This window comes from Clostridium grantii DSM 8605 (assembly GCF_900129965.1).
GTDB lineage: Bacteria > Bacillota > Clostridia > Clostridiales > Clostridiaceae > Clostridium_AF > Clostridium_AF grantii.
Window position 1 is genome coordinate 31,149 of sequence record NZ_FQXM01000028.1, and the last position, 14,615, is coordinate 45,763.

The window sequence follows — 14,615 nt, forward strand, 5'->3', positions numbered from 1 at the left end:
TGTTTCCGTTTTCATAATTATTTGTTGTAGTTTAACATAATTTTAACCTGATTTTCATCTAGATTTAACACTAGTCTTAGTATAATAAAAACATATTAATATTAAATTTAATGTAAAATAATGTTGGTAAAATTCAATAAATTAACATGGGATGTGACTATATTGTTAAAAGAATTAAATAATATACTTGATAACTCACTAGTAACTACAGTATTTCAACCTATTATTTCTCTTAAAAACGGAATTGTCTTAGGCTATGAGGCTTTGAGCAGAGGACCTAAAGGATCTTTACTAGAATCTCCTGAAGAACTTTTTTCTACTGCAAGACACTATAACAAATCTTGGGAGTTAGAATCCCTTTGTAGGATAACCGCTTTAAAAACCGCAAAAAATTATAATCTGGATAAATTTCTTTTCTTGAATGTGGATCCTTCTATTATTAATGATGAGAAATTCAATAAAGGTTTTACCAAAGAATATCTGATTTCAAATAATATTTCTCCAAATTTAATTATTTTTGAAATAACAGAAAAAACTCTTATTCAAGATTATATTAGTTTTAGCAACACAATAAAAAATTATAAAAATCAAGGTTACGAAATTGCTTTAGATGATTTTGGTGCTGGCTATTCTGGATTAAAAACACTTTATGAAATTAAACCTCACTTTGTAAAAATTGATATGGATTTAATTAGAAACATCCATAAAGATGCTTTTAAAATAACTTTGCTAAAATCTTTAATAACTTTTGCTAATTCCTCAAACATTAAAATTATTGCTGAGGGAATTGAATGCAAAGAAGAGCTTATGACATTAATAAAATTGGGTGTTCACTATGGACAAGGTTTCTATATTAAACGTCCTTCCCCTTTATTAGAAACAGATATTTTCGAAATGAGAAATTTTATATCCAACTATAATTTAAAAGAATCATTAGGCATCAAAAAAAAATATCACATAGGAGAGATAGCCACAAAGGAATCTCCATTATCCCCTAATACACAATGTATGAGAGTTCAGGAAGTTTTAAAAAAAAGTCCTTCTCAAGGTGTTTGTATTTTAGATAATATGGTTCCCGTAGGCTTAATTATGAAAAATATGATTGATGAAAAATTTGCTGCAAAATATGGTTATTCTGTTTTTTCTGGACGCCCAATTTCTTTGCTAATGGACAAAAATCCACTTATTGTAGATTTCAACACTCCACTTGATGAAGTATCTAGTTTAGCTATGAGTAGGGATTCCCACAGTATTTATGATTGTGTTATTGTTACAAAAAATAATCACTACTACGGTTTAGTTACTATAAAAAATCTACTTTTATATTCAACAGAATTAGAAAAAAATCGTGCCAAGGACTTAAATCCACTTACTGGTCTACCGGGCAATAAACTTATCGAGGAATGTTTAAGTAATTTAAATAATAATAGACAATGCTCTGTACTTTATTTAGATTTAGATAACTTTAAATCTTTTAATGATACATATGGTTTTAGAAAAGGTGACGAAATACTTAAATTAACCTCAAATTTAATAAAAAATCAATTAATCAAATTGTCTAATGATGAATACTTTATAGGGCATATCGGTGGTGACGATTTTATTTGTGTGATTTACGAAAATAAAGATAAAACAATGTCCTTCTGCACTGATTTATTACTAGAATTTGATACTAATATCGTTAACTTTTTTTCAGAAGAAGATATAAAAAAAGGCTTTTTTTATTCCTTAGATAGAGCTGGTAATACAAAAGAATACAAACTAACTTCATTATCTATCGCCGGACTTAACGGTTCTTTTGAAGGCTTAAATCATTCAACCCTTTCTAAAGAACTTAGCCTTATAAAAAAAGAAGCAAAAATGATAAATGGTAGTAGTTTAGTACTTAAAGATATACATGACATACATACTATTCAAATTGGCCAACTTAAAAATTCACAATGTACTGCATAATAAAATCAAACTTTACTTGATCTATTACTCAAATGACAACAAAAAAAGATTGCCTAAGCAATCTTTTTTTGTTGTCTAGTACATTCCATCCATTCCCATACCCATTCCTGGTCCACCTGGCATAGCTGGTGATTTTTCTGGAATTTCTGCTACTACACATTCTGTTGTTAAGAATGTAGCTGCTACAGATGCAGCATTTTGTAAAGCTGATCTTGTAACTTTTGTAGGATCTACAATTCCTCTTTCTACCATGTTTACATATTCTCCACGTAAAGCATCATAGCCTATTCCAACTTCGCTGTTTTTCATTCTTTCGATAATTACAGAACCTTCAACCCCTGCATTTTCTGCAATTTGTCTTACTGGTTCTTCAAGCGCTCTTTTAATAATATCTATACCAACTTTAGCATCAGCATTGTCAGCTGTTACTTCTGAAACTGCTTTAATAACGTTAACGTAAGCTGTTCCACCACCTGGTACTATTCCTTCTTCAACAGCTGCTTTTGTAGCGGCTAAAGCATCTTCTATTCTTAATTTTCTTTCTTTTAATTCAGTTTCTGTTGCAGCACCAACTTTAATTACAGCTACTCCACCAGCAAGTTTTGCTAGTCTTTCTTGTAATTTTTCTCTATCAAATTCAGAAGTAGTTACTTCGATTTGATTCTTAATTTGGCCTACTCTATCATTAATATCTGTTTTATTTCCTTTTCCATTAACTATAACTGTATTTTCTTTAGAAACTTTAACACTTTCAGCATTTCCTAACATATCTATAGTAACGTCTTTTAAGTCTCTTCCTAGCTCATCTGAGATAACTTCTCCGCCAGTTAGTGTTGCGATATCTGTTAACATTTCTTTTCTTCTATCGCCAAATCCTGGGGCTTTAACAGCTACAGCTACAAATGTTCCTCTTAATCTATTAACGATTAAGTTTGCAAGAGCATCTCCTTCTACATCTTCAGCAATAATTAAAAGTTTCTTTCCTTGTTGAACTATTTGCTCTAAAACTGGAAGTAAATCTTGGAAGTTACTGATTTTTTTATCTGTAATAAGAATTACAGCATTATCTAATACAGCTTCCATTTTTTCAGCATCAGTAACCATGTATGGACTTAAGTATCCTCTATCAAACTGCATTCCTTCTACAACATCTAATTCAGTTTCCATAGATTTAGATTCTTCTACAGTAATAACTCCTTCATTACCTACTTTTTCCATGGCGTCAGCTATTAATTTACCTATAACTTCATCTGCTGCTGATATAGCTGCAACTCTTGCAATATCTTCTTTTCCTGAAAGTGGTTTAGAAATTGCTTTAATTCCTTCTACTGCAACATCTACAGCCGCTCTAATTCCTTGTCTTATTAACATAGGATTAGCACCTGCTGTTACATTTTTTAGCCCTTCTCTGATTATTGCTTGAGCTAATAAAGTTGCAGTTGTAGTTCCATCTCCAGCAACATCATTTGTTTTTGTTGCAACTTCTTTAACTAATTGAGCTCCCATATTTTCATAAGGATCTTCTAATTCAATTTCTCTAGCTATACTAACACCATCATTAGTTATTAATGGTGCTCCAAATTTCTTATCTAAAACAACATTTCTTCCTTTAGGTCCTAATGTAACCTTTACTGTATCTGCTAAAATATCCACACCTTTTTGCATGCTTCTTCTAGCGTCTTCACCAAATTTTATGCTTTTAGCCATTTCAATTTCCTCCTATCTTTCTTTTAGTTTTATTCAACTACAGCTAGAATATCGTTTTGTCTTAAAATGACGTATTCCACGCCATCATATTTAACTTCAGTTCCTGCATACTTAGAGTAAAGTATTTTATCTCCCACTGCAACTTCCATAACTATTTCTTTTCCGTCTACAACTCCGCCAGGACCTACAGCAACGACTTCTGCCTCCTGTGGTTTTTCTTTTGCAGCTCCCATTAAAACTATTCCGCTCTTTGTAGTTTGTTCTGCTTCTAAGCTTTTAACAACAACTTTGTCACCAAGTGGTCTAATATTCATAAAATAACCCTCCTTATGTATTTAAATTATTTATTATCGTTTTGTTAGCACTCATCTCTATCGAGTGCTAATACTATTATTATATTAATTTATAGCAATTTTAATATCAAATTCCATAGTTTTACTAAAAACACCGTATACTTTATATATAGCTGAATATCATTAATTATCTCTTTAAATCATCAAATTTCTTTTATTTACTATTAATCGTAAAATTAATCCATTGTGATATAATAAATTATCAAATTTCTACTATCAGGAGGTGCTATTTTGAATTCAAAATCTTTTAGAATTTTATCATTAGAAATCTTTATGTCTTTACTGCTTACTTTAATTATTATAGTGCTAAGCTCTAGGTTTACCCTTAATTTTAAACCTATTTATTACTATGATTTAGTGAATTATAATATAAGTGAGCAAACAGGATTTACAAATAAAGAAATCAAAGAAAATTATGATTACATCGTTGGTTTTGTTGGAACTTGGCAAGAAATGGACTTTCATCTACCTTCCATGAATTACTCTGATTCCGGTAAACAACACTTTGTAGATGTAAAAGATTTATTTAATAATTTAGATGTGCTATTAATTATTTCATTAGTACTTTTATCTTTGAGTTTGGTTTTATTTGGTAAAAAAATAAAATTTAAATTCTTAAAGTATAGTTCTTTAACTTTATTAATATTACCTTTAATATTAGGTACATTTTTCTTTATAAATTTTGATACAAGCTTTACAATGTTTCACAAAATTTTCTTTAGGAATGATATGTGGCTCTTTGACCCTAGTATGGACCCAATTATAAATATCTTACCTCAAGAGTTCTTTTACCATTCTGCAATTTCCATTCTTCTAGGACTTGCTTTATGTAGCATGATAAGTTTATTTATCTATAAACGAATCAATAAATAATTCTGTAGGGCGGATTTCAATGCCGCCCAATTGTTTTTCCAATTAAATTTTCTCCTAATTACCAAGCTATTTTATTCTAAAAACACTCCATTCTCTTTTAATTATCGACCTATTTTAATGAACAATAGATTTTATAATCCTTTCTCCTTTAATCACTCCTAAAATAAATATTATACTCATTGTAATTGCTATAATTATCAAAGTAACGTTATTGCCAGAAATTAAATTAGCTCCAAAATAAGAAGAAATTGCTATGCCAGGAATTCTGCCTAAAGTAGAATATATGGCAAAATCCTTAAATTTCAAATCCGAAATACCACAAAAATAAGCCAAAACATCTTTTGGTAAGCCAGGTATCAAGTAAACTAGAAATATTATATACTTCATACTCCCAATTTCTAAAATCCTATGGAAAAGTTTTAAATCTCTTTCTGAAACAATCTTTTCTACAAATGGTCTACCAAATCTATATGCAATACCGTAAACAATTATACTTCCAATAGTTATTCCTACAACAGAGGTTATAGTTCCTAAAAATGTACCATAAATATATCCACTAGCAATTTGAATTATTTCCCCTGGTATAAAAAACGCAATAACTTGAATAATTTGCATCATCAAAAACACCAAATACCCAAATTTTCCAAAACTCATCACATATTCTTTTATTCTTTCAGGATCCTTCAATACATAAAAATATTTTTCGTAATACTCATACCCAGCAATCAAAAAAAGAATTATAATCAAAAGAATAACTATATAAGCTTTGTATTTTAATAAATATTCTCTCATAAATTTCATTAATTAATCACCTTACTTTTTTTATTTATATATTATTTTCTTTCAAATAATTATTTCTATTCTATTTTTATTCCATTTTCTCTTGCATAATAAAACAAATATTGTTGAGCAAATCCAGCCAAATCTCCAAATTTATTAATACTAAATTCTCTTATCTTTAGCAATGACACATCCGGAGCTACATAGAAAAATTGCATTGCTCTTTTCACCCATACATCCACTGGAAAAGCTGAATATTTTCTCATAGAAAATAACATAATACAATCTGCAACTTTAGGACCTACGCCGCTAAATTTCTGTAGTTGTTTATGACACAATTCATCTTCTAATGCCATTATATAATCAACATCTGCCTCTCCACTATTAATCTCTGAAACAGTGTTTTTTATATATTTAGCTCTAAATCCCACTCCAATTTTCCTAAAATCTTCTTCTGTAGCATCTTTTATTTCTTCAATAGTAGGAAATGAAAAATACTCTTTCCCCTTATAAAGTACAGTTTTTCCCCACTTTTGTGAAATTCTTTCTATGGCTCTTTTAATCATAGGAATTCTATTATTTGAAGAAATTATAAAAGAAATGATTGTTTCAAAAGGTTCTTGCTTTAAAAGTCTAATTCCTTCACCAAATTCTACTGCTTCATGTAAAATTACATCTCTACGTAAAACATTTTTAATTTCTGCATAATCTCTATATAAATCAAAATAATCAACCCAAATATTTTTAAAATCTTCTTCATTACAATTATATATAACCACATCATCTTCTATTTTTTCCACTTCAATAACTTTGTTAAAGGCTACTCCTATGTAGCAATTTTCCTTAGTTTTTTCCCATCTAAAACATTGTCCACATTCAAAAATGTGAGCTAAAATAAAATTTTCAACTTTTTTAACAACTACTCTATCTTCATATATTTCTATATTTTTAAAATCCATGTTTTTCTCCTTAGATATAAATTTTTTATTATAAAAACTCTATGTAAATTATACCATAAAACTATATATACCCTGTTAACAATAAAAAAACCTTCAAAAGTTATTTTCTTTAACCTTTGAAGGTTTTATACCTTTATTTTTTTATATTTTTTCTCATATATTTTTTAAATTCCCGTTTCAAGAATAAAAACAAAAGTGGTATGGAATATATGAGTTGTCCCGACATTTCAATGGATTCATTATTCGGAATAAATTCCATTAACCCTTCCCCAAATAAATGTCCTCCCATAAAAATCAAAAATACAGTTATAATAGTAAATATTATATTCAAATCTAACTTTATTGAAGATTTATATATTGCCAACATAATAAGCAATGCTAGTATTACGCCTACTAAAATACCTACTATAGTAGGTATAAATTGCTCATTTATAGTTGGTAGTAAAAACATTATTATTTCTAAACTTTCTCTAAATATAGTTACTGCCGCTAGCAATAATAAACTACCGCCTTTTAACTTTACATCAAATTTAGAAGTAACATCTAAAGATAAATTTTTGCTTTGCCTTCCTATCCATACTATATTATACAGTATCAGCATGGCTATAAATATCATGGTTCCACCAAGAAAAATTTCCTTGGCTAATCCTTCTAATGAATTTATGCTATTAACTAAAAAAAGAGCTGAAAGTATACTTGAAGCAAATCCTATACCTATGCCTGCAAATATAAACTTTTGTAAATCTTTTCTATCAATTTTTCCTACGTATAAAATTAAAGGAATAATGATAATAAACATTTCAAGACATTCTCTAAAAGTAATAACTATTGCGTTACTCATTTTTTTCTCCCTCCTAAGTTTAATTATTTTATTATCCACATAGTTTTTCTTATTCAATTGAAATCCTATGTACTATGCTTGTTTATGAGGGATTAATATAGATTGTCTTGTTATTATAATATGTCAAAGCTATATTTTTGTTAAAAAAAAGCTAAAAAGAATAATATTATTCTTTTTAGCTTTTTTATTAATAATTTTTTATTAGTGTTTTCCTCTAATTTCACATTGTGTTCCATTTAATAAATAAGTTAATGTTAACAAACTTTCGCTTAAATGAACATTTTCAATAATCACATCTTCGCTAGCTTCTAAATCTACAGGAGCAAAATTCCATATTCCTTTAACATTATTGTTAACAAAAATATCACAAATCTTTTGTGCATTTTCACTAGGAACACAAATAACTCCTACATTGATTTTGTTTTCTTTTAAGAATGCATCTAAATTATCTATATCATGCACTTTAACATCTCTTATTTTCAATCCTATTAACTTTGGATTAATATCAAATATAGCCTCTAAATTAAAACCTAATTTCTCAAATTGAGAATAATTAGCTATAGCCTGCCCTATATTACCTGCTCCTACTATAACTGTATTATACTCACATTCAAGTCCTAGAATACCGCTTATTTCTTTATACAAATCTGGTACATTGTAACCATATCCTTGTTGTCCAAAATCTCCAAAACAGTTTAAATCTTGTCTTATCTGTGATGCTGTGAACCCTATCTTCGTACTCAACTCTTTTGATGATATTCTATCTACGTCATTATTTAATAATTCGCGAAGATATCTATGGTATTTTGGTAATCTTCTTATAACTGCCATCGAAATATTTTTTTTCTTATCCACCAAGTGCACTCCCTTACTATTTATTTCAATCTATATTCTTTTTAAAAGCAAAGGCCTTTATAAACATCCAAATTAATATTATTATTCCAAGCCCATTCTAAAACACTAATTTTACAGTACCATTTACAATTATAAAGCTTTACAATAAAAAAACAAGATAAATAATTGTTTATTAATTAACACCCTACCATTATATTAATATAAAAAGAGTAATAATTTCAACTTATATTTTAATTTTATGTGATTTATTAGATAAAATGTATTTTTCACTGTAAATTTACCTAAATAAATAGTAATATATAAATGAACATAAAGAAAAAGCAAATCACTTTCACATAGTGAAATTTTAATAGAATAGGCAGGTAAGTTTTATGGTAGTTCTGAGTTGTAAAAATATAGAGAAAAGTTATGGAATTGATGTAATTCTAAAAAACATAACCTTCAGTATAAATGAAGGTGAAAATATAGGATTTGTTGGAGAAAATGGTGCTGGTAAATCTACTTTATTTAAGATAATATCCAAACAGTTAGACGCTGACAAAGGGGATATTTTTATAGATAAAAATAAAAAAATAGGTTATTTATCACAGCATCTATCTTTGAACAGTGATAATAACATTTATGAAGAAATGCTTTCCGTATTTCAAGAACTTCTTGATATTGAAGAAAAACTATCTAATTTAGAAATAGAAATGAATAAACCTTATGATCACGAAAATGAATCTTATCACAATAAAATCATAAAATCTTATACTTCTTTAACTGATTTATATAATCATAGAGGAGGCTATACATATAAGGCTGAAATTGGGAAAGTTCTTAAGGGCCTTGGCTTTACCGAAGATCACTATGAAAAATGCATCAATATTCTTAGTGGAGGGCAGAAAACAAGAGTTGCTTTGTGCAAATTATTGCTTTCTAATCCTGATGTTTTATTACTAGATGAGCCTACTAACCATTTGGACTTAGATGCTATTGAATGGCTTGAAGAATATTTATCTATCTATAAAGGTACAATTGTTGTAATCTCCCATGATAGATTCTTTTTAGATAGTGTCACTAATCAAACCTATGAATTAATAAATGGGCAAATGGAGATTTATAATGGTAACTATTCTAAGTTTGTGGAACTAAGAAAAAAAAGAAATGAGGAAAAAGAAAAAGCTTTTGTTCTTCAACAAAGTGAAATCAAAAGACAAGAAGAAATAATTGATAGATTTCGCTCTTTTAATAGAGAGAAAAGTATAAGAGCCGCAGAAAGTCGACAAAAAGCCTTAGATAAAATAGAAAGAATTGACGCGCCCTCAAAAAATCACAAAATTCATAAAATTAATTTTGATGTAGATGTAAAAAGCGGTAATGATGTACTTTTTGCTGAGAATCTTAGGAAAACTTATGGTGATAAACTTTTATTTGAAAATGTAGAATTTGAAATAAAATCTGGAGATAAAACTGCTTTAATTGGAGAAAACGGAAGGGGTAAAACCACTCTTTTTAATATCATAATGAATAAAATAACTGCTGATGAAGGTTTTGTATCTCTAGGTAAAAATGTAGAAATTGGTTACTATGATCAAGAACAATCTAATTTAGACCCTGAAAAAAGCATACTAGAAGAAGTATGGGATAGTTTTCCTCATATGGCCACGAAAGATGTTAGAAATGCTTTAGCTGCTTTTTTGTTTAGAGGGGATGATGTTTTCAAAAAAGTTTCCACTTTGAGTGGTGGCGAAAAATGTAGGATTAATTTATTAAAATTAATGTTATCAAAATCTAATTTCCTTTTACTAGATGAGCCTACAAACCATCTAGATGTTATGTCAAGAGAGGCTGTTGAAGATGCTTTAATGAGCTATGACGGCACAGTGTTGGTAATATCTCATGATAGATATTTCTTGAATAAAGTGGTGAATAAGATTCACGAATTATGTCAAGATGGCATGAAATCCTACTTGGGTAACTATAGTTATTTTGTAGAAAAAAAGAAGAATCCTAATAGATTTCAAGATGAAGAACAATATGAAGGAAAAACAAAAACTCAAATTAAGAATGAGAAGAAAAAATCTAAAGAAGAGAAAAAACTAGAAAAACAGAAAGAACTTGAAACCAAAAATCTAGAAGCTGAAATTCTAGCCGCAGAAACAAAAATTGAAGAACTTCAAAATTTACTTTGCCTTGAAGAAGTATACTCAAATCCTTTGAAAAGCGAGGAAATTACTAAGGAAATTAAAGTTAATGAAAATTTATTAGAAAGACTATATGAGAAGTGGGAAGAGATTATATAATTAGAAGGGTACAGCCTTATTATATTAAGGTTGTACCCTTATCTCATACTTATAATAAATTGTATTTATGTGAAATGCTACTCTTAGTTTTTTTCAGCAACAATAATAAATCTATGCTCTTTACTTTCAATATATCCTCGTTGCTCAACTATTGTTTGTAATTGGCATAATTGCTTAAAGCAACTATCCACAGAGAAATTTGGAAATTCCCATTCAATGATTTTTGCAAAATACACCAAGGCTCCTACATCAAAAAATTTCAGCGTTGGAAAATACTCCTCTGACTTTAGTATAGTAAATCCTTTGTTTTCAACTAACCTCAGATTATTTTTTATTTAATTTTAAACTTTTAACATCATGGACCCCTGCTAATATTACACTGTGAAAAGTATAATCTGAGCCTTCATTTCTTAATAAATACTTATTCCTTAGCATACCTAAGAAATCTAAGAACAATTGATTATTGCTACTTTTATCTACTTCATCTATCATTAATACTATTTTTTTTCAGTGTTTTCAGTGTTTTCAGCAATCTCAGTTATTACCAAGTCTATATTATTCATATTAGCTATTCTTTTGTTTTCTAATATTTTATTTATAAAGTCTATTTTATTAAAATTCAAATATTTTTTTAATTGATTTATAAAGGATTCTGCAAAAGATTCTTCTGTTTTATAACTGGCAAAACTAATTCCCTCAAAACTCACTTGATACCTCTATTCTTCTAAATTCCACACTTCATTAGCTTTATAAAATAATTCTTCTACTTTTTCTTTATGTTCCTCAAATACTTGGATAGTATTCACGTCATCTTTATATAAAGGTTCCATATTTTCATCAACATATATTTCATACCCTCTATCCTCTTCCCGTAAAATAAAGCCATACTCATACCCACCAGATAGCAATGGCCATATAATTAAAACATCACCCTTTTCCATATTTGAAACGGATAGGTTCCCTGTATACTGTAAATAATCTGGTTTTTTTACACCATAGGAATACCCATCTTCTTTAAACATCAAATAAAGTCCATCTTCATTTTTCGGTACAACTTTTACAAATTTATTATACTTAATAGTTGTTATTATTAACCAACTTAAATTAAAGATTACAAATACTACTATAATAAATAGAAATATTCTTTTTCCATTAATCCTAATCATAAATTCACCACTCTATTTCCTTGTTTTTTTATTTCCTCATCATGTGTAACAAGTATAATTATCTTCCCCTGTTTATTTAATTCTTTTAAAATATTAAGTACTGATTCTGCATTCTTTTTATCAAGAGAACCTGTAGGCTCATCAGCCAATATAATATCGCATTTTTTTAGCATTAATCTGGCTAACGCTACTCTTTGTTGCTCTCCACCTGATAATGTATAAACTTTTTTGTTCAATTTTTCTCTCAAGTCCACAATTTTTAAAGCCTCTTCTATTGATAAATTAGTTTTACAATCTTTACGAATCAATTTCAAATTATCTTTTACAGTCTTGTTATCAACTAGTGCAAAGTTTTGAAATAAAAAACCTATTTTTGTTCTAAAATATTTTAAGTGATTTTTTTTATTTTTAATATCTAAACCGTCAACAATTATTTCACCACTATCTATTTTTTCAATGGCTCCAATCATATTCAATAATGTGGTTTTACCACAACCACTTGGACCAGAAAAAATTATAAAGTCACCATTTTCTATTTTTAAATTGAAATCTGAAAATAATACCTTGTCATCAAATTTCTTTGTTAAGTTTTTTACTTCGATCATAAATTTCCTCCTTTCAGTATCTTTTGAATTTTAGAATTTTCAATTCTATTAATATAAAATACAATAATAAATAATTCTAATATCAAAATAATACTTCCTCCAAAAGCTATATAATAAACTTCTTGAATTTGCATTATTCTTGCACCAATAATAGCTATTAGTATGCTGGATATTGTGGTTATAAGCGTCATCATAATTATTTTCCAATTTTTTTCTAAGACGCTATAACCCATTACTTTTTTTATAGAAAGTTCGATGGCATTGACTTCATATTCTAATCTAATAATTGAATTAATAATTATCAATTCTAATAATAAAACTAAAATACTAAATACTAAATTAATATATAGAATTCTTTTAGCTATAATCCAACTATTTTCATATTTCTCTAAAACGTTGGTTTTATTTACAATTTCATCTTGTAAATTATACTCTACTATAAATTTGTTAAATTCTTTTAAATCATCATTAGAGGATATTTTATACATGGTATCATATAGTTGCTCAGATTTCATAATATTCTGATCATTATTATCACTCTGAAGTTTAAGCTGCTCCAAAGACATATTATTATATACTATTATAGGATTTTTAACTACATCACTTCCGTATAAAGAGTCCTCATCTACCCCAACAACCTCTATATTGTCGTTGTAATATATCACACCATAATCATTACTTTCAAAAATTTCTATATAATCTATTAATAAATTGATAAGTTCTAAGTTATTTTTCATTCTTTCAGGTACTAAAAAATAAAACTCTTTTTCTAAATTAATATCTCTTAGTTCATCTATTTTGCTAGACAAATAATCAAAAGCATTTTTATTTGCCAAAATGCCTCCTGTACCATACACATTAGAAACATTTTTCAATTCAATTGCGTTAAACTTTTCAAAGAATTGTTTATTAAATATTACTTGTACCCTTGATGAATCTGTTAATGTATCATTAAATGATCCATCACTATTTTCTCTTATTCTATATGCAAATTTAATATAATAATAATCTGCATGTTCTTCAAAAAAACTCTTCTGCTTGTAAAGACTTAATGATTCAGAAACAGAAAAAATATTGCTAGATATTATTAAAATAATTAAAACTGTTGTAATTAGTTTCAAACCATAATTAAGGGACAACAAACTTTTATAACTTTTACCATTAGAAAAAGCTTCTTTGATATCATAAGAATATAGATTTAAATATAACAATCCATTAATACATAATAAAATAGCAAAAAATATAATTGAAATATTAAAATTAAAGAATACATAACTATATCTTGATAAAATAAATAATATTACAATAAACATTACAACAAAAATAAACGAATCTATCAGAATATTTATACAGATAATCTTACTTATTTTTTCTCCCATAGAAATTCTAATAACATTTTCTTTCTTTTGTGAAATAACATCATAAAATGACAATAAAAGAATAATACAAATAATAAGTGCCCATATAACGATTGTGTTATTTCTTGACTCTTTATCAGGGTAACCTGGTTTAGGATGATTTCCTGCATATTTTTCAATTAACTCCATTTTAAATTTATGTACTTGCTCCGTACTACCAATAACATAATAATCATGAACCTTTTCAATGTTAGGTATATTATTAATACTCTCAAATTTAAAATTGATGTTTCCCTATTTTTATCATTGAAGAATAGGGAACCTATTCTTTTGTACTATTTTGTGTAATACCAATTTATACCATAAAGTATGTTTGAACCTGCATGTCTAACTTCTACTTTAGCCCAGTTACCAGCATTTGCATAAACACCATGTGCATATGCTTCCCATGCTTTCTTGAAGTCATTACTATTCCAAGTTTTCCAACCATCAGCAAATGCTGTTGTTGATGAAAATAACATTCCCATGAGAGTTAAAATAAAAATTATTTTCTTTGATTTTTTCATAAAATTCACTCCTTTTATTTGTTTATTTACTATCCTAAATAAAAGAAGTATACTAAAGCCATGGCTTCCTTTTATAAGGATTGCATATTGAATAGGCTCTCTTACGGATTAACTTGTCAGGTTGACGTAAGGGAGTTTTTCTATTTGCAACAAACTCTGCGCATTCAGCTTGTCTTTGTTTGTCATACCATAATATTCTAATTTTGTTTGTCGAAACCTGTTCAAAACAAAAAAAAAATCGACAAAATTTACAAGCTATCTATTTATCTATTAAACAACTTATGAATAGTTTATATATGAATATATCTCGTTTT

General features: G+C 27.8%; 14 protein-coding genes and 1 pseudogene. 3 read left to right on the plus strand and 12 right to left on the minus strand.

The window, feature by feature from the left end:
- Nucleotides 1-162: 162 nt before the first annotated feature.
- Nucleotides 163-1,953 carry a GGDEF domain-containing protein gene (locus BUB83_RS17650; RefSeq protein ID WP_242950706.1) on the plus strand — a complete coding sequence of 597 codons (1,791 nt, stop codon included), beginning with the start codon at nucleotides 163-165 and terminating at the stop codon, nucleotides 1,951-1,953.
- A gap of 75 nt (nucleotides 1,954-2,028) precedes the next feature.
- Here the strand turns inward: BUB83_RS17650 and groL are convergent, their stop codons facing one another.
- Together groL and groES are read right to left on the minus strand one after the other, a co-directional pair.
- Nucleotides 2,029-3,660, minus strand: a complete 1,632-nt coding sequence (gene groL, locus BUB83_RS17655; RefSeq protein ID WP_073340266.1) for a chaperonin GroEL — start codon at nucleotides 3,658-3,660, stop codon at nucleotides 2,029-2,031.
- Nucleotides 3,661-3,689: 29 nt separating this feature from the next.
- A complete protein-coding gene (gene groES / locus BUB83_RS17660; RefSeq protein WP_073340268.1) occupies nucleotides 3,690-3,974 on the minus strand; it encodes a co-chaperone GroES in 285 nt (94 codons plus the stop codon).
- A gap of 270 nt (nucleotides 3,975-4,244) precedes the next feature.
- Between groES and BUB83_RS17665 the strand changes: the two genes are divergently transcribed.
- On the plus strand, nucleotides 4,245-4,886 hold the full coding sequence (locus BUB83_RS17665) for a TIGR01906 family membrane protein (RefSeq protein ID WP_084133658.1): 642 nt from the start codon (nucleotides 4,245-4,247) through the stop codon (nucleotides 4,884-4,886).
- A 114-nt stretch (nucleotides 4,887-5,000) separates the two neighbouring features.
- Here BUB83_RS17665 and BUB83_RS17670 read toward each other — a convergent pair whose 3' ends face one another.
- The 4 genes from BUB83_RS17670 to BUB83_RS17685 form a co-directional block, all read right to left on the minus strand.
- Nucleotides 5,001-5,687, minus strand: a complete 687-nt coding sequence (locus BUB83_RS17670) for a TVP38/TMEM64 family protein (RefSeq protein ID WP_073340270.1) — start codon at nucleotides 5,685-5,687, stop codon at nucleotides 5,001-5,003.
- A 56-nt stretch (nucleotides 5,688-5,743) separates the two neighbouring features.
- Entirely contained in the window at nucleotides 5,744-6,625 is an 882-nt protein-coding gene (locus BUB83_RS17675) for a DNA-3-methyladenine glycosylase family protein (RefSeq protein WP_073340273.1), read from the minus strand.
- Between the two features lie 133 nt (nucleotides 6,626-6,758).
- Nucleotides 6,759-7,466, minus strand: coding sequence for an FTR1 family protein (locus BUB83_RS17680; RefSeq protein WP_073340275.1), 708 nt, complete (start codon nucleotides 7,464-7,466; stop codon nucleotides 6,759-6,761).
- Nucleotides 7,467-7,667: 201 nt separating this feature from the next.
- Complete coding sequence (locus BUB83_RS17685) at nucleotides 7,668-8,321, minus strand: redox-sensing transcriptional repressor Rex (protein ID WP_073340278.1); 654 nt, start codon at nucleotides 8,319-8,321, stop codon at nucleotides 7,668-7,670.
- Nucleotides 8,322-8,692: 371 nt separating this feature from the next.
- Between BUB83_RS17685 and BUB83_RS17690 the strand changes: the two genes are divergently transcribed.
- Nucleotides 8,693-10,606: an ABC-F family ATP-binding cassette domain-containing protein gene (locus tag BUB83_RS17690; RefSeq protein WP_073340280.1), complete on the plus strand. Its 1,914-nt coding sequence runs from the start codon at nucleotides 8,693-8,695 to the stop codon at nucleotides 10,604-10,606.
- 83 nt (nucleotides 10,607-10,689) lie between these two features.
- Here the strand turns inward: BUB83_RS17690 and BUB83_RS22050 are convergent, their stop codons facing one another.
- The 6 genes and pseudogenes from BUB83_RS22050 to BUB83_RS17715 all read right to left on the minus strand — a co-directional run bounded on the left by BUB83_RS22050 (nucleotide 10,690) and on the right by BUB83_RS17715 (nucleotide 14,301).
- The gene (locus tag BUB83_RS22050; protein WP_159434113.1) at nucleotides 10,690-10,842 is read right to left on the minus strand and encodes a hypothetical protein; all 153 of its coding nucleotides are present in this window, start codon (nucleotides 10,840-10,842) and stop codon (nucleotides 10,690-10,692) included.
- 100 nt (nucleotides 10,843-10,942) lie between these two features.
- Nucleotides 10,943-11,205: pseudogene (locus BUB83_RS17695) on the minus strand (AAA family ATPase); the annotation flags it as partial.
- A gap of 117 nt (nucleotides 11,206-11,322) precedes the next feature.
- Nucleotides 11,323-11,772 (minus strand): hypothetical protein, encoded by a 450-nt coding sequence (locus BUB83_RS17700; protein ID WP_073340283.1) that lies wholly within the window; start codon nucleotides 11,770-11,772, stop codon nucleotides 11,323-11,325.
- Entirely contained in the window at nucleotides 11,769-12,377 is a 609-nt protein-coding gene (locus tag BUB83_RS17705) for an ATP-binding cassette domain-containing protein (protein ID WP_073340286.1), read from the minus strand. Before BUB83_RS17705 ends, BUB83_RS17700 begins: the two co-directional genes overlap by 4 nt.
- Entirely contained in the window at nucleotides 12,374-13,924 is a 1,551-nt protein-coding gene (locus BUB83_RS17710; RefSeq protein ID WP_073340288.1) for a DUF1430 domain-containing protein, read from the minus strand. The genes BUB83_RS17705 and BUB83_RS17710 overlap by 4 nt, the downstream gene beginning before the upstream one ends.
- A 146-nt stretch (nucleotides 13,925-14,070) precedes the next feature.
- Nucleotides 14,071-14,301 (minus strand): mediterrocin family bacteriocin, encoded by a 231-nt coding sequence (locus BUB83_RS17715; protein WP_073340290.1) that lies wholly within the window; start codon nucleotides 14,299-14,301, stop codon nucleotides 14,071-14,073.
- Nucleotides 14,302-14,615: the final 314 nt, after the last annotated feature.